Source organism: Rhodococcus koreensis, assembly GCF_900105905.1.
Lineage (GTDB): Bacteria > Actinomycetota > Actinomycetes > Mycobacteriales > Mycobacteriaceae > Rhodococcus_F > Rhodococcus_F koreensis.
Genome location: NZ_FNSV01000005.1, coordinates 8,521,835 through 8,544,249 on the forward strand (window position 1 = coordinate 8,521,835; position 22,415 = coordinate 8,544,249).

The 22,415-nt window shown below is 65.9% G+C and carries 21 protein-coding genes; 16 read left to right on the forward strand and 5 right to left on the reverse strand.

Features of this window, described 5'->3' with window-relative positions:
* The first annotated feature begins 36 nt into the window (after window positions 1–36).
* The 9 genes from hglS (at window position 37) to BLV94_RS43535 (ending at window position 11,231) form a co-directional block, all read left to right on the forward strand.
* On the forward strand, window positions 37–1,500 hold the full coding sequence (gene hglS, locus BLV94_RS43495; RefSeq protein ID WP_072941572.1) for a 2-oxoadipate dioxygenase/decarboxylase: 1,464 nt from the start codon (window positions 37–39) through the stop codon (window positions 1,498–1,500).
* A complete protein-coding gene (amaB, locus tag BLV94_RS43500; protein WP_072941569.1) occupies window positions 1,501–3,057 on the forward strand; it encodes an L-piperidine-6-carboxylate dehydrogenase in 1,557 nt (518 codons plus the stop codon).
* A 32-nt stretch (window positions 3,058–3,089) separates the two neighbouring features.
* A complete protein-coding gene (locus BLV94_RS43505; protein ID WP_072941567.1) occupies window positions 3,090–4,238 on the forward strand; it encodes a Glu/Leu/Phe/Val family dehydrogenase in 1,149 nt (382 codons plus the stop codon).
* Window positions 4,239–4,286: 48 nt separating this feature from the next.
* Complete coding sequence (locus BLV94_RS43510) at window positions 4,287–5,453, forward strand: NAD(P)/FAD-dependent oxidoreductase (protein ID WP_072941564.1); 1,167 nt, start codon at window positions 4,287–4,289, stop codon at window positions 5,451–5,453.
* Window positions 5,454–5,541: 88 nt separating this feature from the next.
* Window positions 5,542–8,085, forward strand: coding sequence for an excinuclease ABC subunit UvrA (locus BLV94_RS43515; RefSeq protein WP_072941561.1), 2,544 nt, complete (start codon window positions 5,542–5,544; stop codon window positions 8,083–8,085).
* A gap of 648 nt (window positions 8,086–8,733) precedes the next feature.
* Window positions 8,734–9,597 (forward strand): class I SAM-dependent methyltransferase, encoded by an 864-nt coding sequence (locus BLV94_RS43520; RefSeq protein ID WP_072941558.1) that lies wholly within the window; start codon window positions 8,734–8,736, stop codon window positions 9,595–9,597.
* A gap of 328 nt (window positions 9,598–9,925) precedes the next feature.
* The gene (locus tag BLV94_RS43525) at window positions 9,926–10,255 is read left to right on the forward strand and encodes an ANTAR domain-containing protein (RefSeq protein ID WP_072941556.1); all 330 of its coding nucleotides are present in this window, start codon (window positions 9,926–9,928) and stop codon (window positions 10,253–10,255) included.
* Entirely contained in the window at window positions 10,252–10,488 is a 237-nt protein-coding gene (locus tag BLV94_RS43530) for a hypothetical protein (RefSeq protein WP_244163776.1), read from the forward strand. The genes BLV94_RS43525 and BLV94_RS43530 overlap by 4 nt, the downstream gene beginning before the upstream one ends.
* A gap of 65 nt (window positions 10,489–10,553) precedes the next feature.
* The gene (locus tag BLV94_RS43535; RefSeq protein WP_083395845.1) at window positions 10,554–11,231 is read left to right on the forward strand and encodes a hypothetical protein; all 678 of its coding nucleotides are present in this window, start codon (window positions 10,554–10,556) and stop codon (window positions 11,229–11,231) included.
* A gap of 8 nt (window positions 11,232–11,239) precedes the next feature.
* Here the strand turns inward: BLV94_RS43535 and BLV94_RS43540 are convergent, their stop codons facing one another.
* Entirely contained in the window at window positions 11,240–12,343 is a 1,104-nt protein-coding gene (locus tag BLV94_RS43540; RefSeq protein WP_072941551.1) for an aminotransferase class I/II-fold pyridoxal phosphate-dependent enzyme, read from the reverse strand.
* The gene (locus BLV94_RS43545) at window positions 12,340–14,022 is read right to left on the reverse strand and encodes a nitrite/sulfite reductase (protein WP_072941548.1); all 1,683 of its coding nucleotides are present in this window, start codon (window positions 14,020–14,022) and stop codon (window positions 12,340–12,342) included. The genes BLV94_RS43540 and BLV94_RS43545 overlap by 4 nt, the downstream gene beginning before the upstream one ends.
* Before the next feature lie 107 nt (window positions 14,023–14,129).
* Here BLV94_RS43545 and BLV94_RS43550 point away from each other — a divergent pair, with 107 nt between their 5' ends.
* The 4 genes from BLV94_RS43550 (at window position 14,130) to BLV94_RS43565 (ending at window position 16,688) form a co-directional block, all read left to right on the forward strand.
* The gene (locus tag BLV94_RS43550) at window positions 14,130–14,957 is read left to right on the forward strand and encodes a sulfurtransferase (RefSeq protein WP_072941546.1); all 828 of its coding nucleotides are present in this window, start codon (window positions 14,130–14,132) and stop codon (window positions 14,955–14,957) included.
* Between the two features lie 51 nt (window positions 14,958–15,008).
* Window positions 15,009–15,656: a hydrogen peroxide-dependent heme synthase gene (hemQ, locus tag BLV94_RS43555; protein WP_072941912.1), complete on the forward strand. Its 648-nt coding sequence runs from the start codon at window positions 15,009–15,011 to the stop codon at window positions 15,654–15,656.
* A 73-nt stretch (window positions 15,657–15,729) separates the two neighbouring features.
* The gene (locus BLV94_RS43560) at window positions 15,730–16,206 is read left to right on the forward strand and encodes a MarR family winged helix-turn-helix transcriptional regulator (RefSeq protein ID WP_072941543.1); all 477 of its coding nucleotides are present in this window, start codon (window positions 15,730–15,732) and stop codon (window positions 16,204–16,206) included.
* Window positions 16,207–16,256: 50 nt separating this feature from the next.
* Complete coding sequence (locus BLV94_RS43565) at window positions 16,257–16,688, forward strand: DUF5313 family protein (RefSeq protein WP_072941541.1); 432 nt, start codon at window positions 16,257–16,259, stop codon at window positions 16,686–16,688.
* A 25-nt stretch (window positions 16,689–16,713) separates the two neighbouring features.
* On the opposite strand, the gene BLV94_RS43570 is transcribed toward BLV94_RS43565, so the two are convergent.
* Both BLV94_RS43570 and BLV94_RS43575 read right to left on the reverse strand, forming a co-directional pair.
* Window positions 16,714–17,727 carry an alcohol dehydrogenase catalytic domain-containing protein gene (locus BLV94_RS43570; RefSeq protein WP_072941910.1) on the reverse strand — a complete coding sequence of 338 codons (1,014 nt, stop codon included), beginning with the start codon at window positions 17,725–17,727 and terminating at the stop codon, window positions 16,714–16,716.
* Between the two features lie 144 nt (window positions 17,728–17,871).
* The gene (locus BLV94_RS43575; protein WP_072941538.1) at window positions 17,872–19,158 is read right to left on the reverse strand and encodes an MFS transporter; all 1,287 of its coding nucleotides are present in this window, start codon (window positions 19,156–19,158) and stop codon (window positions 17,872–17,874) included.
* Between the two features lie 103 nt (window positions 19,159–19,261).
* On the opposite strand from BLV94_RS43575, the gene BLV94_RS43580 reads away from it, so the two are divergent.
* Entirely contained in the window at window positions 19,262–19,645 is a 384-nt protein-coding gene (locus tag BLV94_RS43580) for an ArsR/SmtB family transcription factor (protein ID WP_009472887.1), read from the forward strand.
* 4 nt (window positions 19,646–19,649) lie between these two features.
* On the opposite strand, the gene BLV94_RS43585 is transcribed toward BLV94_RS43580, so the two are convergent.
* A complete protein-coding gene (locus BLV94_RS43585) occupies window positions 19,650–20,666 on the reverse strand; it encodes a 3-isopropylmalate dehydrogenase (protein WP_072941535.1) in 1,017 nt (338 codons plus the stop codon).
* Between the two features lie 418 nt (window positions 20,667–21,084).
* Between BLV94_RS43585 and BLV94_RS43590 the strand changes: the two genes are divergently transcribed.
* Both BLV94_RS43590 and BLV94_RS43595 read left to right on the forward strand, forming a co-directional pair.
* Entirely contained in the window at window positions 21,085–21,492 is a 408-nt protein-coding gene (locus BLV94_RS43590; protein ID WP_009472885.1) for a hypothetical protein, read from the forward strand.
* Window positions 21,489–22,373 carry an alpha/beta fold hydrolase gene (locus BLV94_RS43595; protein WP_072941532.1) on the forward strand — a complete coding sequence of 295 codons (885 nt, stop codon included), beginning with the start codon at window positions 21,489–21,491 and terminating at the stop codon, window positions 22,371–22,373. Before BLV94_RS43590 ends, BLV94_RS43595 begins: the two co-directional genes overlap by 4 nt.
* Window positions 22,374–22,415 lie beyond the last annotated feature (42 nt).

The window sequence follows — 22,415 nt, forward strand, 5'->3', positions numbered from 1 at the left end:
CTCTCACCCGAGCCCATCGACCCTGGAGCTGCACGCATGCCGATCACCCCGCAGTGGGAACTTCGCGCCGAGTTCGCTCGCCGCCTCTCGCACATGTACGGGAAGGAAGTTCCCGCTTACACCACGTTGCTCGAGGTGTCGCAGGCCGTCAACGACGCCGTGCTGTCGCGCCCCGGCTCCGACGCCGAACGGCTGGGCTCGATCGCTCGCGTCACCGCCGAACGCCACGGAGCCATCCGCGTGGGCACCCCACAGGAGATGGCGCAGGTGGCACGTGTGTTCGCGGCCATGGGCATGCACCCGGTCGGGTTCTACGACCTGCGCGAGGCGGCTGCCAGTTCCGTCCCGGTCGTCTCGACCGCCTTCCGGCCCACGGACCCGGAGGAACTGGCGCGCAACCCCTTCCGGGTGTTCACGTCCATGCTCGTGCCCGCGGACCGCCGCTTCTTCAGCGCAGATCTGCAGCGGCGCCTCGAGAGTTTCCTCGCCAGGCGCACGTTGTTCACCACCGAACTGCTGGTCCTCGCCGACCGGGCGAGCGAGTACCGGGGGCTGACTTCCGGCGACGCCGAGATGTTCCTGACCCTCGCGACGGCGGCGTTCAAGCTCTCCACCGAGGCCGTCGACCGCGCCTGGTACCACGAACTCGAGCAGGTGTCCTCGGTGGCCGCCGACATCGGCGGCGTCACCAGCACCCACATCAACCACCTGACCCCGCGTGTACTGGACATCGACGATCTCTACGCCCGCATGAAGCGTCGCAGCATCGACATGATCGACACGATCCAGGGACCGCCCCGGTGGGCCGGCCCGGATCTGCTGCTGCGTCAGACCTCGTTCCGGGCCCTCGCCGAACCGCGGGTGTTCCGCGAGGCCGACGGCAGCGTCGAGAAGGGTTCGCTGCGAGTGCGTTTCGGTGAGGTCGAAGCCCGCGGCATCGCCGCCACCGTCCGCGGACGGGAGGTCTACGACCGGTTGACGGTCGAGACCGAGCAGGCGGTCCGGGAGGCGGCCGCCGCCGCGCCGGTGTCGGCCGAGGTACGCAATCAGATCGCCGCGGAGCTGTGGAATCAGCAGATGCCTGCCACCGAGCAGGGATTGGCCCTGCACGACCTCGCCTACTTCACCTACACCGTGAACACCGGCAAGCAGCCCAACGGGCACGCGCCATCCAGGTCGCTGCCCGATCTGATCGACCAGGGCTGGGTCCGCCCCGAGCCGATCGTCTACGAGGACTTCCTGCCGAAGTCCGCTGCGGGGATCTTCCAGTCGAACCTGACGTCGGACGGTCGCAAGGACACCACCCAGTCGACAGCCGCTGTCGACGCCGCCTGGATGGAGGGAGTTCTGGGCCGTCCCCTGCACGACCCGTACGCGCTCTATGACGGGATCCGCCGCGCATCCCTCGATCGTGTGGCCACCGAACTGCACATCCGCGGACCCATCGAAGTACCTGCACCCATCGCTACCTCACCCATCGCTACCCAGGGAGTCAAGTAAATGAGCACCGCTGTCGCCGACGCCATCACCCTGCCCGCCACCGACGAACTGCGCACCCTCGCACGCACCAGCCTGCAACGATGTGGGGTCGACCCGGCGGTCCTCGACACCGCCGGGGTGAAGAACACCATCACCGCCCGCACCCCGGTCACCGGGGAGAGCCTGTTCGACTACCCGGCTGCAGGCGCCGCCGACGTCGAGGCCGCGATCGACGCCGCCCACGACGCGTTCCTGCAGTGGCGTACCGTTCCCGGCCCGGTCCGCGGATTCCTGATCAAGCGCCTCGGCGAACTGCTCACCGCGCACAAGGAAGACGTCGCCAACCTGATCAGCATCGAGGTCGGCAAGATCCGCTCGGAGGCCCTCGGCGAGGTCCAGGAAATGATCGACATCTGTGACTTCGCGGTCGGTCTGTCCCGCCAGCTCGACGGCCGCACCATGCCCTCGGAGCGCCCCGGCCACCGCCTGATGGAGACCTGGCACCCGCTCGGTGTCGTCGGTGTCGTCTCCGCGTTCAACTTCCCGGCCGCGGTGTGGTCCTGGAACCTCGCCCTGGCCATCGTCTGCGGTGATGCGGTGATCTGGAAGCCGGCACAGCTGACCACCCTGACCGCCGCCGCATGCTCGGCGCTGTTCGACCGCGCCGCAGCGGAATCGGGCGCACCGGCCAACCTGAACGTCCTCGTCTCGGCGAGTGCGGCCGACACGCAGGCCCTGATCGACAGCCCGAAGGTGCCGCTGATCTCCGCCACCGGTTCCGAGCGAATGGGGGAGCAGATCGCTCCCCGCGTCGCCGCCCGCTTCGGCCGGGCGATCCTCGAACTCGGCGGAAACAATGCCGCGATCGTCACCCCGTCCGCGGACCTCGACCTCGCCACCCGCGGCATCGTCTTCGCCGCCGCCGGCACCGCAGGTCAGCGGTGCACCTCGATGCGCCGCATCATCGTTCACCGGGACATCGCCGACGAACTCCTCGACCGCATCACCGAGGTCTACCGGCGCCTCCCGATCGGCGACCCGTTCGCCGACGGCACCCTGGTGGGCCCGCTGATAGACGGCAAGTCCCACGCCAACATGACCGAAGCCCTCGACCAAGCCGTCGCGCAGGGCGGGCAGATCCTCGCCGGTGGTCAGCGCCGGCCGAGCAGCGACAATTCGTACTACGTCGAGCCCGCGATCGTGCGGATGCCGACCCAGAGCGAGATCGTCAAGGACGAAACCTTCGCACCGATCCTCTACGTGCTGACCTACGACACGTTCGAGGAGGCGATCGCCCTGCACAACGACGTCCCGCAGGGTCTGTCGTCGTCGATCTTCACCACCGACCAGCGTGAGGCCGAGCGATTCATCGCCGCCGACGGTTCGGACTGCGGCATCGTCAACGTCAACATCGGCACGTCCGGCGCCGAGATCGGCGGCGCGTTCGGCGGCGAGAAGACCACCGGCGGCGGCCGCGAATCCGGCTCCGACGCCTGGCGCGCCTACATGCGCCGCGCCACGAACACCGTCAACTACTCCCGTGAGCTGCCCCTGGCTCAGGGCGTCAACTTCGCCTGAAACCCCTTCGAATCGCACGAGGAGCAACGACGATGTTCGAATTGATCGACGAATGGGGCCCGGAGAAGGTCGTGTGTGTCTCCGACGCACGCACCGGCATGCGCGGCGTTCTGGTCATCGACAACACCGCCCGCGGAATGGGCAAGGGCGGCACCCGCATGTCCACCACCGTCAGTGTCGGCGAGGTCGCCCGGCTGGCCCGGAACATGACCTGGAAATGGGCCGGGGTCGACCTCTTCTACGGCGGCGCCAAGGCCGGGATCTGGGCCGACCCGAACGCCGAGTCGAAGGAAGCGGTCCTGCGGGCGTTCGTGCGAGCCCTGCGCAACGAGGTCCCCGAGGAATACGTATTCGGGCTCGACGTCGGACTGACCGAGAAGGACGCCGCGATCATGCTCGACGAGGTCGGTGGCCGCGGCGGCGCCGTCGGCACCCCACACGCGCTCGGCGGACTCCCGTACGACCAACTCGGCGTCACCGGCCACGGAGTCGCGGAGTCGGCCGACGCCGCCGCGCAGGCGATCGGCCTGTCCACCGGTTCGCTGAGCGTGTCCATCCAGGGCTTCGGAGCGGTCGGCGCGGCGAGCGCGAAACGCCTTGCCGAACTGGGCGCGACCGTCGTCGCGGTCTCGACGTCGCGAGGTGGCATCCACAACCCGGACGGCCTCGACGTCGCCACCCTGCTCGACCTGCGCGAACGATACGGTGACGGACTGGTCGACGAGTACTCCGACGCCAAGCCGCTCGCCGCCGGGGAAGAACTCTCGGTGACGGCGGACGTCCTGATCCCGGCAGCATTGCAGGACGTCATCGACGCCGATCTCGCCCGGACGTTGCCCGCCAGGATCGTCGTCGAAGGCGCGAACCTGCCGAGCAGCCCCGAGGCACAGTCGGTGCTGCACGGCCGCGGCGTGACCGTCGTCCCGGACTTCATCGCCAACGCCGGCGGCGTGGTGGCCGCAGCGGTGGCCATGGACGCGCGCTACTCCGGTATCCGTCCGGAACCCGCCGCGGTGTTCGCCAACATCTCGAACAAGCTGCGCGCCAGCACCATCGACACCCTCGATGCGTCGAAGGCTCAGGGTCGTACCACCCACGAGGTGGCGCGCAGCACCGCCCAGGACCGCGTGCGCGAAGCCATGGTGTTGCGTGGACGGGCTCCGCGGAACGCAGCGTTCTAGAAGACGGTTCGGCATAACATAATCACTCTTCAGGAAAGAAGAAGCGACATGAGCAAGGAACTCCCCGAGCAGGCGTCCGTCGTCGTGATCGGCGGTGGCGTCATCGGCGCCAGTATCGCGTTCCACCTCGCCGAATCCGGGGTCGCCGATGTCGTCCTCCTGGAAAAGGACGAGTTGGCCTGCGGCTCGACCTGTAAGGCCGCAGGCGGCGTCCGTGCGTCGTTCAGCAACGAGGCCAACATCGCGATCGGTCTGCGCGGCCTCGAGGTGTATTCGCGGTTCGCCCAGGACTACGGTCAGGAGATCGACTTCAGCCGCGACGGCTACCTCTACCTTCTCTCGGATCAGACCAACGTCGACATCTTCACCGAAAGCGTGGCGCTGCAGAACCGGCACGGTGTTCCGAGCCGGATGATCACTCCCGACGAGGCGAAGAAGATCTCGCCGCTCATCAGTACCGACGGACTCCTCGCTGCCTCCTGGTCCCCCCAGGACGGCAAGGCGACACCGGAATCGGTGGTGATGGGGTACGCCGCGGCCGCCCGTCGCCGCGGCGCCCGCATCATCCGGCACTGCGCGGTCACCGACATCGAGAGTACGGGCGGCACCATCACCGCCGTCGTCACCGAACACGGACGTATCACGACGAGCACCGTGGTCTGCGCCGCCGGGGCGTGGTCGGCGGAGATCGGCACCATGGTCGGGGTGAACATCCCCGTGGTCCCCGTCCGCCGTCAGATCGCGTTCACCGAGCCGCTGTCCGAGTTGCCCGAGTTCTCGCCGTCGCTGACCATCGACTTTCCCTCGAACTTCTACTTCCATCCCGAAGGCAAGGGCCTGTTGCTCGGCTGGTCCGACCCGAACGAGCCCGAGGGATTCAACCTCAGGTTCGAGCTCGAGGACTGGTTGATGGGTCTCGGCGCGATCGCCGAGACCCGGGTGCCTGCCGTTCTGGACTACGGCATCAGCACCGGCTGGGCCGGACTCTACGAGGTCACTCCCGACCGCAACCAGATCATCGACCGATCCACCGAGGTGGAAGGCCTGCTCATCGCCACCGGTTACTCCGGCCACGGCTTCCTGATGGGACCGGCGACCGGTGAGATCGTGCGCGACCTCTACCACAGCAGGGAGCCCGGTTACGACATCAGTTCGTTTGCTCTGCGCCGCTTCGCGAAGACCGGCATCGGCGCAGGCGAGACGAACATCGTCTGACCGGACGCACCACCGGGACTGCGGTTCCATCCCTCGAGGAAGACTGGGGCCCGACCTGTCCGAGCACGAACCGACACCTGGAGCAGTTGTGCCGACCTTCGATCCCGGACCGCCGGCCGCACTACCACCCGCCCGGGAATTCGCCGGCATCGAAGTGGTCGATGCCAGCGAACACAACCTCGCCCACGTCGATGTGTTCATTCCCCGGGACTGCATCGTCGCGTTCACGGGGGTGTCGGGATCGGGCAAGTCGTCGTTGGCCTTCGGTACCATCTACGCCGAAGCGCAACGACGCTTTCTCGAGTCCGTCACCCCGTACGCGCGCCGATTGATGGATCAGGTCGGAGCACCCAGGGTGGGGGACATCACGGGGCTTCCACCCGCGGTCGCGTTGCAGCAGGCCCGCGGTCACACCTCCGCCAGATCGTCGGTCGGCACCCTCACCCACATCTCCAACGTGCTGCGCATGCTGTTCTCCCGGGCCGGCACCTACCCGCCGGACGCCCCCATCCTCGACTCGAACGCCTTCTCGCCCAACACACCGGAAGGAGGATGCCCGACCTGCCACGGACTCGGACGCACCCACGACGTCGACGTCGACGCCCTGGTGCCGGACCCGAACCGCAGTATCCGCGACGGCGCCGTCGCCGCCTGGCCCGGCGCCTGGCTGGGGAAGAACTACCGCGACATCCTCGACACCCTCGGCATCGATGTGGACCGCCCATGGTCGGAACTCCCTGCAGATCAACGTGAGTGGATCCTCACCACCGATGAGCAGCCCACCGTCACGGTGTCACCGATCCGCGACCCGGGCAAGATGGTGCGCGACTACCAGGGAACGTTCTCGAGCGCCCGCACCTACGTCTTGCACACCTTCGCGACGACGAAGAGCGCAACCCAGCGGGCGAAGGTGTCGCGATATCTGGTCTCCCGCCCCTGCGGCGCATGCGACGGCAAGCGGCTGCGACCCGAGGCACTGGCGGTGCGGTTCGCCGGCCTCGACATCGCCGACGCGACCGAACTGCCACTGGCCGAGCTGGCCACGGTTCTCGAAACCGCGGTCGCCTCACACGATGCCTCCGCAGACGACGCCACCGTTCGAGCATCGGAGGCGTTGGTGGACAACCTACTCGGACGCCTCCGAGGGTTGTCCGAGCTCGGGCTGGGATACCTGAGTCTCGGCCGATCGACCACCACCCTGTCGCCGGGAGAGCTTCAGCGCCTTCGGTTGGCCACCCAGCTGCAGTCGGGCCTGTTCGGCGTGCTGTACGTCCTGGACGAGCCGTCCGCGGGCCTGCACCCCGCCGACACCGAGGCGCTGGTCGCCGCCGTGCGGCGGCTTCGCGCCGCAGGCAACTCCGTCTTCGTCATCGAACACAACCTCGACGTCGTCCGGGCGGCGGACTGGATCGTCGACGTCGGCCCCGATGCCGGGGAGCACGGTGGGAGGGTCCTCTACAGCGGCACGGTGGACGGTCTCGCGAAGATTCCCGAATCCGTCACCCGCCGATACCTTTTCGAACCACTGGAGAGTTGCCCCGAGCCCGCACAGCCGAGCAGGTGGATCGAACTCTCCGGCATCACGATGCACAATCTGCAGGATCTGAGTGTGCGGATCCCGCTCGGGGTGCTCACCGCGGTCACCGGCGTGTCCGGCTCCGGCAAATCCACACTCGTCAGCCGTGTGCTCACGGACGTCGTCGGCCGGCACCTCGGCGTCGACGACGAACCCGGCCCCGACACCGTGGGCGACGACGCCGACGACTCCACGGCTGTCCTGGCCGACGGCCGGGACATCGCCGAACCGACCGTGGTGTCGTCCCACGGGCTCGGACACATCGACCGGCTGGTGCGTGTGGACCAGACCCCGATCGGGCGGACGCCGCGCTCGAATCTCGCGACCTACACCGGACTGTTCGACGTGATCCGGAAACTCTTCGCTGCACACCCCACCGCCCGCGAACGCGGATACAGTCCCGGCCGTTTCTCGTTCAACGTCACCGGTGGCCGATGCGACGAGTGCGAGGGTGCCGGCGCGATCACCATCGGCATGCTGTTTCTCCCCGAGGCCTCCGCGCCGTGCCCGGCCTGCGCCGGCGCACGCTACAACTCCGAGACTCTCGAGATCCTGGTCGACGGCCGATCGATCGCCGACGTCCTCGCGATGACCGTCGACGACGCCCGGGACTTCCTGAACCATGTCCCGGCCGCCAAGAAGAGCCTCGACATGCTGGTAGAGGTGGGTCTCGGATATCTGCGGCTCGGCCAATCCGCCACTACGCTGTCGGGTGGGGAGGCGCAACGCGTCAAGCTGGCCAGCGAACTGCAGCGCGTCCGATCCGGGCACACGCTCTACGTGCTCGACGAACCCACGACCGGATTACACCCCGCCGATGTGGACCGACTCATGGTGGTGCTGCGCCGTCTCGTCGCGGCGGAGAACAGCGTCGTCCTGGTCGAACACGACATGTCGGTGATCGCCTCAGCGGACTGGATGATCGATCTCGGGCCCGGCGGCGGAGACAACGGCGGCCGCATCATCGCCTCGGGTCAGCCGGCGATTGTCGCGGAGACGGCCGACTCCGCCACCGCCGCATATCTCGGCCGGCACTTCGCACCGTCGGCGGTGTAGGTCCGGGGGAGGGCCCGCTAGCGTCACGCCACGGGCGAGGTCCCCTTTCGCGGAGAAATGAAAAGAACAGACAGCTTTTGGTGGCGCCGGAATACCCAGCGATCGCGCTCGAAGTCGCTAACCGTCACGGTCGAATTTTCCGATGCGCAGTAATGGTGCATTTCGGATTATTCCGCCCGAGTTCTTCGACGGCGTGTTCCGCCGCCGAGGTATTCATACGTACAGATCAGAGTGATGGCCAGGCTGGCCCCAGGTGAGCCTGGCCATCGCGTGTCGGATCTCTCCGCTGGTCAGCCGAGTCCGATTCCGCCGCCGAACGTGAGGCTGAGCCACTTCAGGAACGCCTCGAATGCGACGTTGAAGTCGATTCCTGCAGAACCCATCAGAATTCACTCCTCTGTTGGTGATGAAAATCCACGGGATCGTCGATCGCCGCTTACTTCATTTATCGCGTTCGCGATCTCGGGGCGTTTCACCAAACCGGAATTTTCTCACATATTGAAATTTGACAACCGTCCATTTTGATCTGAACAATGGTTCGAGGGATGGACGCCATTTCGGGTGAAGGTTTGTCTGTTTCTGGGCCTTACGACGGAGATCGGGCCGTGCGCCCCGGATCAGAACGGACGGCGAAGGAGTGAGAACGTCATGGCGACGGCAGACGAGCAGGCCGGGACACCGGACAGCACGGCGGTTCGAGTCGCCCTGTGGCGGGCGATGCACGTGCTGGTCGACCCGCCGCCGCACGTTTTCGTCGACGAGATCGGCCTGCAGCTGGCGGCCCCGGACGAGGGCTGGCGGGATCGCCCGGACATGGATCCGACCGGCACCAGCGGGTTTCGGGCGGCCATCGTCGCCCGTGCTCGCTTCATCGAGGATCTGGTCGCCGAGCAGGCAGGCCGCGGCGTCGTCCAGTACGTCGTCCTGGGGGCGGGCCTGGACACGTTTGCCCAGCGCAGGACGGAGATCGCCGCCCGCATGCGGGTCTTCGAGGTCGACCAGCCGAGCCCTCAGGCGTGGAAGCGGCAACGGCTGACCGACGTGGGTTTCGGTGTCCCGGAATGGCTTCGGATGGTGCCGGTGGATTTCGAGGCGAACGAGTCGTGGTCGGAGCGGCTTGTCGCGGCGGGCTTCGATCCTGGCAGGCCCGCGGTCGTCGTCTCCACCGGCGTCACCATGTACCTCACGAAAGGAGCCACCGCCGCCACCCTGCGCCAGCTCGCCGGTCTCGCTCCCGGTTCGACGCTGGCGATGACGTTCTTGCTGCCCACCGATCTCGTCGACGTCGCCGATCGCGCCGGACTCCAGGTGTCCGAGAACGGCGCGCGGGCGTCCGGAACGCCGTTCGTCAGCTTCTACACCCCGCAGGAGATGCTGGCACTGGCCCGCGACTCCGGCTTCGACAGCCCCCGGCACGTGTCGGGGGCCTCGCTCGCCGAACGCTACTTCGCCGACCGCACCGACGGCCTGCGGCCGTCGAGCGGCGAGGACCTGTTGGTGGCCACTATCTGATGGCGTCCGTTAACGCCGTCCCCGGTCGCGTGACCGTGTCGTGATCGTGGGTCGACATGGTGTCCAAGCCGGTGCAGTCTCGCCTCGCGATAACGCTACTGTGTGGTACAGGTCACAAGTTGGTATCGCGATGTTAGCCGGGAATCGCGCCGCGTGCCGCGTCACCAGGGCAAACAGCCGTGGAGCTGGACATGTGTCTAGATGACAGGTGCGGCTCGGTCCGCTACAACTGATCGTGCATCGACAGTGACGTGACTCACATTTTGCGTCCGGACGGGATCGCCGGCACACCGGCGGCAGATGCACGAGAGCGAAGGAGTACTGCGGAATGATCGAGGACAGCACCGAACCATCCCTCACTCCAGTCCCCAGCCCGACGCGCCTGGTTCCGCGCAGGCGCCCCGATGGCCGAGAACTGCTCGGCACGGCGAAGGGCATTCTGATTGCAGGCCGCGGCTGCTCTGACGCCCAGGCGTTCGACGAACTTCTCGACGTCGCACGACGCCATCACCTGACCGTCCTCGGCGCCGCCCGGAGCCTGGTCGAGCTGGCAGCCGGCCCCTCCTCCCGGCCGCGCAGGGCCGACACCGCCCGATTCGACGAGTGGGAGCAGTTGGTCGCCCAGCTCCCTCCCCGCCGACACGCTCAGGCAAGTTGACGCAACAGGGGGCGGTGGGCGGCATTCAGGCCGATCCCGACGAGATCAGCGGAACGGAATCGGGCCACTTCCGCGAAACCACGTCGTCGCTCACCCCCGACGCGGTCGTATGGCCGGACCCGAGCCCGCTCGATTCGTGGTGGAAGCGTGTGGTCATCGACCACGCGACCGCGCTCGCCGAGGGTGAACCCTCCGTATACGCCGAGGGCGAACCCTCCACGCGGCACGAGTAGGCGTCCGAGATTCTTCTTTCGCTGTCGATCATTGTCTCGCCCGCGTAGGGGGAGGAGTGTGGGAGATGGGGATTGGCCGTCGGCGCCGCGGGGCGCCGCCCGAGGAGAAGGATGCCATCGTGTATGCACGCTCTTCCACCTTTGATGCGCACCCGTCGTTCATCGACGAGGGGATCAAGCACGTGCGCGACACCGTGATGCCCGCGCTCGCCGACATCGCAGGGTCCGCCGGAATGTCCTTGCTGGTCGATCGAGGCTCCGGCCTGTGCATCGCCACGAGCTCCTGGACGGACGACGAGGCTCTGCGCGCGAGCGAAGCACCTGTTCGACAGCTGCGTGACCGCATGGCCGAGGTTTTCCACGCCACCGCGACCGTGTCGCGGTGGGACATCGCGGCCCTGCACCGTGACCACCGCTCACATCAAGGCGCCTGGGTGCGGGTCGCGTGGCTCGAGGTCGAGCCGGGGCACCTGGACCGTGTGATCGACGTGTACAAGATGTCCTCGCTGCCCGCCATGCACGACCTCGAGGGATTCTGCAGCTCGAGTCTGCTCGTCGATCCGGCCGCCGGTCGTGTGGTGTCGTCGATGACCTTCGACAAGGCCCCGCCTGCGGGCGGTGGTACCAGTGAAGTGGCCGAGAATGTCGGAACGTCGGAAATGTGCGAGTCCGGCGCTCGGCTCCTCGAGGTGGGGGAGTTCGAATTGGCGATCGCTCATCTGCACGTCCCCGAGATGGCGTGACGAGCCGATCATGTGAGGTGGGCTTCGGAGCGTGACGACTTCCGTATCCCTACGGTCAGGGGGTCGATGCACGAGAGTAGGTGATCGTTCTCCCTCCTGTTGCCTATCGAGATTCTGATTTCCCGGGGTCCCGCCAGCCGGACAAGTGCACCGAGCTGCGCCAGGAGTCGTACCTTCTCCGGTGCGGCGTGTTGGTGGGGAAGGAACAGGAAGTTCGCCTGGCTGGGGACTACCTCGATCCCCGCACCTGTCAGAGTGTCGTATACACGCCTCCTCTCGGACACCGTTGCAGTGATGCGAGATTCGAGGGCAGCCGTCACCGCGGGTTCGAGACACGCGAGGGCTGCCGCCTGAGCCACCGTGGAGACGGAGAAGGGGATGCGTACGGCGCGCAGCAAGGAGCCGACATCGGGGGACGACAGGGCATAACCGATCCGCAGTCCCGCCAATCCCGCGGACTTCGACAGCGACGCGAGCACGACGACGTTCGGGAATCGTCCGAGGAGTCTGGGGCCGCTCGCAGCGTCGGGATCGGTGACGAACTCGCGATAGCACTCGTCGAGGACGATCAGCAGGTCTTCGGGTACCGCCTCCATGAAGGCCTCGAGCGCGGTGTGGTCGACAGTGGTGCCGGTCGGGTTGTTCGGCAGGCATAGAAGTACCACCCGAGTGCGGTCGTTGATTGCGGCGAGGATGCGAGCGAGATCGAGGCAGTGGTCGGGCGTGAGCGCGACGCGAATCGGTGTCGCTCCCGCAAGCAGCGTGGTGTGCTCGTAGCTCGAGAACGAAGGCCATCCGTAGACGATTTCAGTTCCCGGGCCGGCGCATGCCGTGACGATGTTGCGCAGGAGACTGCTGGATCCGCTGTCGACGCTCACCTGATCGGGGGACAGGTGCCACCGACTGGCGAGGGCCTCGGTCAGTTCCCTGCTGTCGAAGTCCGGGTACCGATTGGCCCGGGTGATGCTCGCGCGGATCGCCGCCGCCACCCTGTCGTCCGGCGGGAAGGGCGACTCGTTCGAAGCGAGCCGCGCTGCTGGTCTCATGGACGATCCGGAGTCGCCGGGAACGTAGCTGTCGATCTCGAGGATGCCGGGGCGGTGTCGGATCATGTGAGGTCGGCGTCGGTGGCGCGGTGGACCCAGTTCGCGAACTTCTCGGAGCGAGCACGGTCGGCCAGATAGCGTCGAACTATGCGTTCGACGTAGTCGGCCACGTCTGTGGCGGGTAGTTTGTGGCCGCGCAGTTTGCGCCCGAAGCTCGTGTCCAGGCCGAGGCTGCCGCCGAGATGAACCTGGAATCCCTCGACCTGTTCGGAGTCGGCGTTGGTCACGATCATGCCCTTGAGGCCGATGTCGGCGACCTGAATGCGTGCGCACGAGTTGGGGCACCCGTTGAGGTGCAACGTGATCGGGTGCTCGAGTCGATCCTGGACGTCGGCGAGTCGGTCCTCGATCTCGGAGATGACGGTGGCGGCCCGCGCCTTGGTCTCGACGATCCCGAATTTGCAGAATTCGATGCCGGTGCATGCCATGGTGCTCCGTCGCCAGGGTGACGGACGCGACGGGAATCCGAGACTGTGGAGACTGGATTGGAGTGGGTCGATCTGTTCGTCGGGCACGTCGAGGACGACCAGCTTCTGCATCGGGGTGATGCGGACCCGTCGGGATCCGGAGGACTCGGCAACGCTCGCCAGGTCGATGAGCATGGTGCCTCCGACTCTGCCGACGACAGGTGCGATTCCCACGGCGTTGAGACCGTTTTTCTGCCGCTGGATTCCGACGTGGTCGCGTGGTTCGTCGAGCGGCTCGGGCGCGGGACCATCGATCATCGGGTGTCCGAGGTACTCCTTCTCGAGCACGTCGCGGAACTTCTCGACACCCCAGTCCGCGACCAGGAACTTCAGGCGTGCCTTCGCCCGCAGGCGTCGATAACCGTGGTCACGGAAGAGGGAGACGATGCCGATCCACACGTCGGGCACGTCCTCGAGCGGAACCCATGCGCCCAATCGTTCGCCGATGCGAGGATTGGTCGACAGGCCGCCGCCTACCCAGACATCCAGTCCTGGACCGTGTTCCGGGTGTTCGACGCCGATGAATGCGACATCGTTGATTTCGTGGACGACGTCCTGGAGTCCGGAGATGGCGGTCTTGAACTTGCGCGGCAGGTTGGAGTATTCGGGGTTCGCGATCAATCTGCGGGTGATCTCGCGCAGTGCGGGCGTGGCGTCGAGGACCTCGTCGACGGCGATGCCTGCCATCGGCGAGCCGAGGACCACGCGCGGGGTGTCACCTGCGGATTCGGCTGTGGTGAGGCCTACCCCCTCGAGCCTCCGCCAGATGTCGGGTAGGTCCTCGACCCTGATCCAGTGCAGCTGAATGTTCTGGCGGTCGGTGAGGTCCGCGGTGTCGCGGGCGAACTGCCGGGAGACTTCGCCGACGACGCGCAGCTGTTCGGTGGTCAGTGCTCCTCCATCGATGCGGATGCGGAGCATGAAGTGCTCGTCCTCGAGCTCTTCCGGTGGCAACGTGGCGGTTCGGCCGCCGTCGATGCCGGGTGCGCGCTGGGTGTAGAGCCCCCACCAGCGGAACCGGCTTCGACGATCGGTGGGGTCGATGCCGGCGACACCGGTGCGGCAGTACACCTCTTCGATCCGTTTGCGCACGTTGAGGCCGTCATCATCCTGCTTGACTTTCTCGTTCACGTTGAGTGGCTCGCGATCGCCCTGTGCCCATTGCCCCTCTGGGCGCTGGGACTTCGCTCGGGCAGGACGGGTCGTCGGTGTCGTCATCCGGTGCTCCTGTCGAAACTGTGTGGGCCAAACTGTAGCGTAGGCGAATAGATCGTGCATTAATAATATGTGCACGCCCCGATTTTTCGCGAAGTGAAGGATGAACCATGAGCAGAAGCAATTTTCTGGTCGACGCAGACTGGGTCGTCGAACACGGGAAGGACCCCGACGTCGTCCTCGTCGAGGTGGATGAGGACACCACCCAGTACGAGAAGAACCACATCGACGGTGCCGTCCGCATCGACTGGAAACGCGACCTTCAAGATCCCGTACGCCGCGACTTCATCGACCGGCGATCGTTCGAGAAACTCCTGTCCGAGCGGGGAATCGCCAACGGCGACACGGTGATCCTGTACGGCGGGAACAACAATTGGTTCGCGGCCTACGCGTACTGGTACTTCAAGCTCTACGGTCACCGCGACGTCCGGCTGCTCGACGGCGGACGCAAGAAGTGGGAGCTCGACGGCCGGCCGTTGTCGAGCGATACTGTCGCCCGACCGGCTACCGACTACGTGGCGTCCGAGCCCGTGTCGGGTATCCGCGCGCACCGCGACGAGGTGATCGAGCAGATAGGAACGAAGAGCATCGTCGACGTCCGGTCGCCCGATGAATTCTCCGGCAAGATCCTCGCTCCGGCGCAGTTCCCGCAGGAACAACCCCAGGTTCCGGGGCACGTCCCGACCGCTGTCAACGTGCCGTGGTCCAAGGCTGCCGCTGACGACGGCACCTTCCTCGGCGAGGGCGAACTCCGCGCCCTGTATGCCGATGCCGGTCTCGACGACACGAAGGACATCATCGTCTATTGCCGAATCGGCGAGCGATCCGCGCACAGTTGGTTCGTGCTCCACGAACTGCTCGGCTACCCCGAGGTCCGGAACTACGACGGCTCCTGGGTGGAGTACGGCTCGTTGGTCGGCGTCCCGGTCGAGAGGTGACCTGCCTTGATCGGCTCTCGCTTCGTCGAACTCAATCAACGCGTGCGGTTCATGATGTTCACCGTGTTCCAGGTGGTCCCCGGCGTGCTTCCCGGTGTGCGCGCCGAGGTCGTGGAGGATGCACGTGCCTACTTCGAGGGAGTCGCCGAGTCCGGTGTCGTGCTCCGCGGAATTTACGACGTCGCAGGACTGCGTGCAGACGCCGACTTCATGATCTGGACGCATGCCGACACCGTCGAAGGGTTGCAGGCGGCCTACTCGGGCTTTCGGCGCTGCCGACTCGGGCGAGCGTGTACCACGGTCTGGAGTGCGGCCGCGCTCCACCGGCCGGCCGAATTCAATCGCAGCCATATCGCTGCATACGTGGCCGATGAGGAGCCGGGGCAGTTCGTGTGCGTGTACCCGTTCAACCGATCGCTCGAGTGGTATCTGCTGCCGGACGTCGAACGGCGACGGCAGCTCGCCGAGCACGGCCGAGCGGCTCGTGCCTACCCGGATGTGCGTGCCAACACCGTGAGTTCCTTCGGATTGAGCGACTACGAGTGGATCCTCGCCTTCGAGGCTCCGGACCCGAGCCGGATAGTCGACATGATGCGAGACCTTCGCGCCACCGACGCGCGCCGGCACGTTCGGCTGGAAACGCCCTTTTTCTCCGGCCCGCGAACCGGCCTCGATACCCTCGTTGCGCGTCTGCCTTGACGATCGTCGAGCGCCTCCAGATTGATTCGTGCAATATTAGTTATTGCACGAATTAATCTGGTAGCCTGGTCGCATGACCGCAGACGTGCAGCAGAGTGAGGCCGGCGACGATCTACTTGCTCTTGACCGGCAGGTGTGTTTCGCACTCGCGATCGCGAACCGGGCGGTGCTCGCCGTCTACCGCCCCTTGCTCGAACCGATGGGGCTGACTCATCCGCAGTATCTGGTGATGCTCGCTCTCTGGGGAAAGGCCCCGATGGCGGTCAAGGAGATCGGGACCGCGCTGCAACTCGATTCACCCACCCTCTCGCCGCTCCTCAAGCGCCTCGAGGCGTCTGGACTGATCACGCGCACCCGCAGCCGGGCCGATGAGCGGCAATTGGATGTCGAGCTGACCGAAGCCGGTGCTGCGCTGCGGGCGGAAGCAGTGAAGATTCCGCCCGCCGTGATCGAAAAGCTCGGTGTCAGCCTGGCCGAACTCGAGGAACTTCACGACGTTCTCACCCGCGTCAATCAGGCTGCGCTCAGAGCGGGCGCGCTCGATCAATGAGGGAAAACATGTCGAATTCGATTCCAGCACAACATGAACAGGTTGTTGTCATGTCGCGAAAGACGCAACGAACCCGGCCCGGCCCCCTGCAGTGGCTGGGCTACGCGGTGGGCCGCACACTTCCCGACTCCATGCGGGACTGGGTCCGCAACGACCTGGTCGGTGACTGGGCCGTTCCCCGGCACCTCGTTCGCAGCATGGTCCCGTTCGTTCCGGTCTTCGCCGCGTTCTTTCTGTTCCCGGGTCCGCTCGGGCTGCGAGCCTCCATGGTCCTGCTCGGAGTGCTACTCGCCGTGTTCTATGCGGTGTCGTATATGGCGCAGAACCGATCTCGACGCCTCGAGAGGCACGGGCTGCCGCCCGATCTGGAGAACCCGAAGAAGGCGTCCCGTCATGACGCCGAAAAGGCGGCGTACGAGAAGCTTCACGGACCTTCCGTCACCTGGGGCGTCGAGCGGCGGGGCGGCAACGAACTCCGCTGAAGCCGGTCGATCAGCCCGAGAACGGTCACATGGTGAGGACCATGCGATAGCGTGCCCGCCCTTCCTCCATCGCGGCGTAGGCCTCCGCGGCTTCGCTCAGGGGCCGCTCCTCGATCCGGGCGCGCACGCCGGACAGGACCGCGAATTGCATCGTCTCCTCGACGTCGCGGGCGGTGCCGGAGGGGTGGCCGGTGACGTTGACGCCGGGAGTGATCAGCTGCAGGGGACTGATCGGCAGTGGGTCGGGCGTGACACCGACGACGGTGAGCTCACCGAGCGGAAGCAGCCCGCCGACCACTGCACCCATCGCCTTCGAATTCGCCGCGGTACCCAGAACCACCGACACGCCACCGAGTGCACGTAATGCTTCGCTGACGTCGCCGGCGGTGGAGTCGATGTAGTGATGGGCGCCCAGCTGGCGAGCGTCGTCGGCTTTGTCGGCGCCACGAGCGATGGCGATCGTCTCGAAGCCCATCGCCCGGGCGAACTGCACCCCGAGGTGGCCGAGCCCGCCGATGCCCAGGATGGCGACGCGGTCGCCCGGAACTGCTCGTGTCTTCCGCAGCGCGTCGAACGTGGTGACCCCGGCGCAGCCCAGGGGTGCGGCCTCGGTGAAGGACAGTTCGCTCGGAATCCGGGCGAGCGCGTTGGCGGGAACCGTAACGGATTCGGCGTATCCGCCGGGGTACTGCCAGCTCGGCACCTGCAATTTCTCGCAATAGATGAAGGTGCCCTTGCGGCACGGAATGCACTGGTTGCAGTGCCCACCGAACCAGCCCACCCCGACGCGGTCGCCGACGGCGTAGTTGTCGACGCCGGCGCCGAGTTCGGCTATGGTTCCGGCGATTTCGTGTCCCAGTGTCAACGGCCACGACATCTCGGGGAACGCACCGCTGACGAACGCGTGGTCGGTGCCGCACACGCCGCACGCGGAGACGGCTATGCGAACGTGGTCGCGCGGTGGCGATTCCGTTTCGACGTCGACGAGTGTCAGCGGCTCGCCGGGGGCCTGGACGTGAACTGCCTGATGGGTTGGCATGTGCATCATTCCTGTCTGTTCATCCTGGGCGATCGAGACCCACGTTTCAGTCAAGACCCTCGGCGGAGCTCCTGACAAGGGTTGACGGGGTCCGCCCCGTCGACCGGGAGACGAAAGGCGTCCGGCGACGCGACCGTCCGGGTGTCATGGCCGCGCCCCTTCCATCAGTGCTTCCTCGGCGGTGGCATCCGTCTCCCCGCGGATCACGTGCTCGTCCGAGGCGCGGGGACGCAGATGTTCGGCCGTGCTGATTCGTACGGTGATCAGGGCGGCGAGGGAGAATGCCATGACGGCTGCCGCGAACGTGACGATGGCCGCGCCGAAGGGGAGGAATTGGATCAGGTAGCCCGTTCCCACGGGGAGCAGAGCCGCAGGAATGTAGCCGGTGATGTTCAATGTCGCGTTCGCTTCGGCGCGATGGTTCGAGGGGATGCGGGTGCCGATCAGCGTCAATGCCGCAAGTTGGCCGAGGCCCTGTGCGGCGCCGGCAAGAAGTGCCGCGATGACGAACAACGCCGGCGTCGGGGGGAGGGTGACGCTCGCCGTCAGTGTCGCCATCGAGACGAACGCGGCAGTGGAACTCAGGGCGAGATGGGTTCTGGTACGCAGATGCGCCAGGGCGAACTGGATTCCGGTCGCTACCAGAAACATGCCGCATGCCGCCGCGCCCGCAAGTAGCGGGCTGGGGGCGTCGATGCCGGTGGCGAGGACTGTGGGCCCGAGGGAGAGGAAGAAGGAGGTCGAGGTAATGCCTGGAGCGAATGCTGCTGCTCCCCAAGCGAGTTCACGGCGATTCGGACGAGGAACGGAAGGCCATGACCAGAGAGGTCCGACCGGTCCGTCCTCTGCGAATCCGCGCTGGAGTGGCAACCGTATCGCGACGACCAGCGTCAGCGTCGTTATCGTGAGCACGATTCCGAATATCCAGGACTGTGGTGCGTCGATGAGCTGGGAGAGCGCCCCGGACAGGAGGGGGCCCAGTCCGGCGCCGAATACCATTGCAGCGGAGGCGATCATGGATCCGGTCCGGCGCCGGTGGTCGGGGGCGAGATCGATCGTCGCAGACATTCCCGCGGTGACGGCCGCGCCGACCGCGGCGCCGGCCAGCAGCCTGGCCGCCAGCAACCACACTACGTTCGTGGCCGACAGGAAGAGCCCCGCCGCGGTGACCGCGGCGATCAGGCCTGGGACGAGCACGATCTTCCGCCCGTATCGATCGGCGAGTTTCCCGGCGACGAGAAGGGTCCCGATCAGCCCGACCATGTAGGCCCCGAACACGATCGTCAAGGTTCCGGAACTGAATTCCCATTCCGCTTGCCAGCGCGTGTACAGCGGTGTGGGCGCGTTGGACAGCACGAATACGGCTGTCACCGTGCTGGCGGCGGCCAGGGACCACCTCAGTTCCTTCGGGCCGGCCGAACTCTTCGCCATCGCTGTCTCCTCTTCCTCCCGGGTTCGATACCGGTCGTACTAGTACGAGATTATTCGTACAGAGATGGTACGACAAAATTCGTACTACCGCTATGCTGGATCTATGACCGACCTTGCGCCGACCTATCGCATGAGCGACAGCGAAGAGCCTTCTCTGCCGACGCCGCTACCCGAACCCGCGGCATCGGAGATCCGTCTGGAGCGCGTCATGGGCGTCCTCGCCGACCCGCTGAGACTCACAATCGTCAATCGGCTGTTGACCAGCTCTGAGGAATACGACCACACCTGCGGTTGGTTCGGATTCGACCGGCCGAAGTCGAGCCTCACTCACCACTTCAAAGCGCTCAGGGAGGCAGGTGTCATCCGACAGCGGCAGCACGGGCTCGAGCGACGAAGCCGAGTCCGCATCGAAGACCTCGATGAGCGCTTTCCCGGCCTCGTGGAACTCATTGCGAACTGGCAGCCGGCCGATGGCGAAGCAGTGTGAGTGATCAGGAGCCCACTCGGCTCCTGATCCGCTCACCGATTTCCTCGGTGGAGCAGGATTCCGGTCCGCGGGATGCGATGTGGTCCTGAACGGCCTGGTCGATGGCGTTCGCCTCACGTGACAGCCCGAGGTGATGCAGCATCAACACGACTGAGAGGATCGCGGCCGTGGGATCGGCGACGCCTCGACCTGCGATATCCGGGGCGCTCCCGTGAACCGGTTCGAACATGCCGGGATTCCTCCGTGAGCCGTCGATGTTCGCGCTTGCCGCCAGCCCGACACCCCCGCCCAGAGCGGACGTGAGGTCGGTGATGAGGTCGCCGAAGAGGTTGTCGGTGGCGATGACGTCGAATCGGGCAGGGGTTGTGACGAGGTGCAGCATGGCCGCATCGACGAGCATGTGATCGACCTCGACGTCCGGATACAGCGCTGACAGGTCGTCGGCAGCGCGCGTCCACAAGGAGCCGGCGAAGGCGAGAACGTTCGGTTTGTGCACGATCGTCAACCTCTGCCGCCTGACCGCGGCGCGCTCGAACGCTTCCCGGAGAAGTCGATCGACTCCGAAGCGTGTGTTGACACTGACTTCCGTAGCGACTTCATGCGGCGTTCCGACGCGGAGCGCGCCCCCGTTGCCGGTGTACGGGCCCTCGGTTCCCTCCCGGACCACCAACAGGTCGACATTCACGTCTCCGGCAAGCACTCGCGGCGCGCCGGGCATCGTCTTCGTCGGGCGTAGGTTGATGTGATGATCTAGCGCGAAGCGCATTTCGAGCAGGATGCCACGTTCCAGCGTGCCGGCGGGGACGGTGGGGTCGCCGATGGCACCGAGCAGGATCGCATCGTGATGCCGGATCTCGTCGAGTGTTTCCGGGGCGAGCAGGCGACCTGTTTCCCGGAAGTTTCGGGCGCCCAGGTCGAAGTAGCTGGTGTCGATGGCGGGGGCAACCTCGTGCAAGGTCCTGACCGCCTGGTCGATGACTTCGGGACCGATTCCGTCCCCGGGAATGACTGCAATTTTCATCAGATCTCCGAACTGCGAACGCGGGACTGTTTCCGCGCGTGACGAGTCGCCCAGCCCGAGTGCAGGGGTGCAGCAGGCGGAATTGGCGGCGGTACACAGAAGCTATCGCGCCTAGCCAAATGCTGGAATAGCGGTGCCAGATAGTGAGATTCAGGCCAGCTGTCGAACCCCAGGGGGCATTCGCGTCTCCGAGCGATGCCGTTCGGTGCTGGGTGGGGTGTGGCGAGCTCGGGCATCGGAGGTCCACGTCAGCGTATTGACAAATTGTGAGGCAGTACACATACTCGAAACTGACACGGCGTACCGCTGAACGGCACAGTCCCGGTAGGGGCGGCTCGCGGCCGCCATGTCGCGCGAACCCCACGCCGCCCGCGTGTGATCGCAGGTCGAATAGCGACTTCCTAGAAAGGGAAAGGCCATGCCATTTGTGGACACGGAGAGGTTCACAGAGGCGCTCAACTTGGATCCCGAATTCAAGATTGCGGCGCGCTTCTGGAACGCCATCGTCCGGTTGGAGATCGGCGATGAAACCTACGTGCTGGTGATTCGTGACGGTCGACTCGACTCCATGACACCGCCCGAGGGCAACAACCTCATGACGGTTGCGCGGAACTACGACATCGAGATCTCGGCGCCGATCGAAGAATGGAGCAAGTTCTTCCAGCGGGTGCCTCGCCCGTTCTATCAGGACCTCTTCTCGGCGGTCACCCGGCACAACTTCCGCTATGGGGGAGACATGAAGATGTTCTTCGCCTACTACGCCGCGCTCAGACGAGTGTTCGATTTCATGCGTTCGTACACCAACGTTGCCGAGGAGGCGAAATGACCACGACGAAGTTCGACAAGGCGGTCGGACGGTACGTCCATCTCACGATCGACGACGTCGAGTACCGGGTCTACTACGAGGAGAGCGGGTCCGGAATCCCGCTACTTCTCCAGCACACCGCCGGCTGTGACGGCCGCCAGTATCGTCATCTCCTCGAGGACGAGGAGATCACCTCGCACTTCCGCGTGATCACGTGGGATCTGCCGTATCACGGGCGGTCGCTGCCGCCGCTCTCGGTGCGATGGTGGGAGCAGGAGTACAACCTGACCCAGGACTTCTTCATGAAGTTCGTCGTTGCCCTGGCCGAGGCCCTCGACTGCGAGGACGCGGTGTACATGGGCAGTTCGATGGGCGGCAACCTCGCCCCCGATCTGGCCCTGCACTACCCCGGCGTCTTCCGTGCCGTGATCGCGCTCGAGGCGGCGCTGCATTCGCCCGGCTACTACCTCGACTACTGGTTCCACCCCGAGATCAGCAACGACTCCAAGCCCGCGGCGATGTACGCGCTCACCTCGCCGACGGCGCCCGAGGTCGGCCGCAGGGAAACGACCTGGGTCTACAGCCAGGGGTCCCCGCCGGTCTTCAAGGGTGATCTCCACTACTACAGCGTCGAGCACGATCTTCGGGAAACGGCACAGAACATCGATACGTCGAAGACCGCCGTGTACATCCTCAACGGCGAATACGACTTCGCGACAGGACCGGAGGAGGCCGAGGAACTCGGTGCGCGGATCGAGGGTGCGAAGGTCGTTCCGATGGCGGGACTCGGACACTTCCCGATGAGCGAGGACGCAGCCCAGTTCTTCCGGTGCATCAAGCCGGTGCTGTGGGAAATCCGTGACTCGGCTGTGCCGTCGAAGGTGCTCTCGGCTACCCAGTAACCCCCTGACCGGTTGCGCGGCCGCAGTGCTCGTGGTGGTCAC

Excerpts from the sequence above, each read along its gene's own strand:
- hglS (WP_072941572.1), top strand. The coding sequence starts at position 37 with ATGCCGATCACCCCGCAGTGGGAACTTCGCGCCGAGTTCGCTCGCCGC.
- amaB (WP_072941569.1), top strand. The coding sequence starts at position 1,501 with ATGAGCACCGCTGTCGCCGACGCCATCACCCTGCCCGCCACCGACGAA.
- BLV94_RS43505 (WP_072941567.1), top strand. The coding sequence starts at position 3,090 with ATGTTCGAATTGATCGACGAATGGGGCCCGGAGAAGGTCGTGTGTGTC.
- BLV94_RS43510 (WP_072941564.1), top strand. The coding sequence starts at position 4,287 with ATGAGCAAGGAACTCCCCGAGCAGGCGTCCGTCGTCGTGATCGGCGGT.
- BLV94_RS43520 (WP_072941558.1), top strand. The coding sequence starts at position 8,734 with ATGGCGACGGCAGACGAGCAGGCCGGGACACCGGACAGCACGGCGGTT.
- BLV94_RS43525 (WP_072941556.1), top strand. The coding sequence starts at position 9,926 with ATGATCGAGGACAGCACCGAACCATCCCTCACTCCAGTCCCCAGCCCG.
- BLV94_RS43535 (WP_083395845.1), top strand. The coding sequence starts at position 10,554 with ATGGGGATTGGCCGTCGGCGCCGCGGGGCGCCGCCCGAGGAGAAGGAT.
- BLV94_RS43540 (WP_072941551.1), bottom strand. The coding sequence starts at position 12,343 with ATGATCCGACACCGCCCCGGCATCCTCGAGATCGACAGCTACGTTCCC.
- BLV94_RS43545 (WP_072941548.1), bottom strand. The coding sequence starts at position 14,022 with ATGACGACACCGACGACCCGTCCTGCCCGAGCGAAGTCCCAGCGCCCA.
- BLV94_RS43550 (WP_072941546.1), top strand. The coding sequence starts at position 14,130 with ATGAGCAGAAGCAATTTTCTGGTCGACGCAGACTGGGTCGTCGAACAC.
- hemQ (WP_072941912.1), top strand. The coding sequence starts at position 15,009 with ATGATGTTCACCGTGTTCCAGGTGGTCCCCGGCGTGCTTCCCGGTGTG.
- BLV94_RS43560 (WP_072941543.1), top strand. The coding sequence starts at position 15,730 with ATGACCGCAGACGTGCAGCAGAGTGAGGCCGGCGACGATCTACTTGCT.
- BLV94_RS43565 (WP_072941541.1), top strand. The coding sequence starts at position 16,257 with ATGTCGCGAAAGACGCAACGAACCCGGCCCGGCCCCCTGCAGTGGCTG.
- BLV94_RS43570 (WP_072941910.1), bottom strand. The coding sequence starts at position 17,727 with ATGCCAACCCATCAGGCAGTTCACGTCCAGGCCCCCGGCGAGCCGCTG.
- BLV94_RS43575 (WP_072941538.1), bottom strand. The coding sequence starts at position 19,158 with ATGGCGAAGAGTTCGGCCGGCCCGAAGGAACTGAGGTGGTCCCTGGCC.
- BLV94_RS43580 (WP_009472887.1), top strand. The coding sequence starts at position 19,262 with ATGACCGACCTTGCGCCGACCTATCGCATGAGCGACAGCGAAGAGCCT.
- BLV94_RS43585 (WP_072941535.1), bottom strand. The coding sequence starts at position 20,666 with ATGAAAATTGCAGTCATTCCCGGGGACGGAATCGGTCCCGAAGTCATC.
- BLV94_RS43590 (WP_009472885.1), top strand. The coding sequence starts at position 21,085 with ATGCCATTTGTGGACACGGAGAGGTTCACAGAGGCGCTCAACTTGGAT.
- BLV94_RS43595 (WP_072941532.1), top strand. The coding sequence starts at position 21,489 with ATGACCACGACGAAGTTCGACAAGGCGGTCGGACGGTACGTCCATCTC.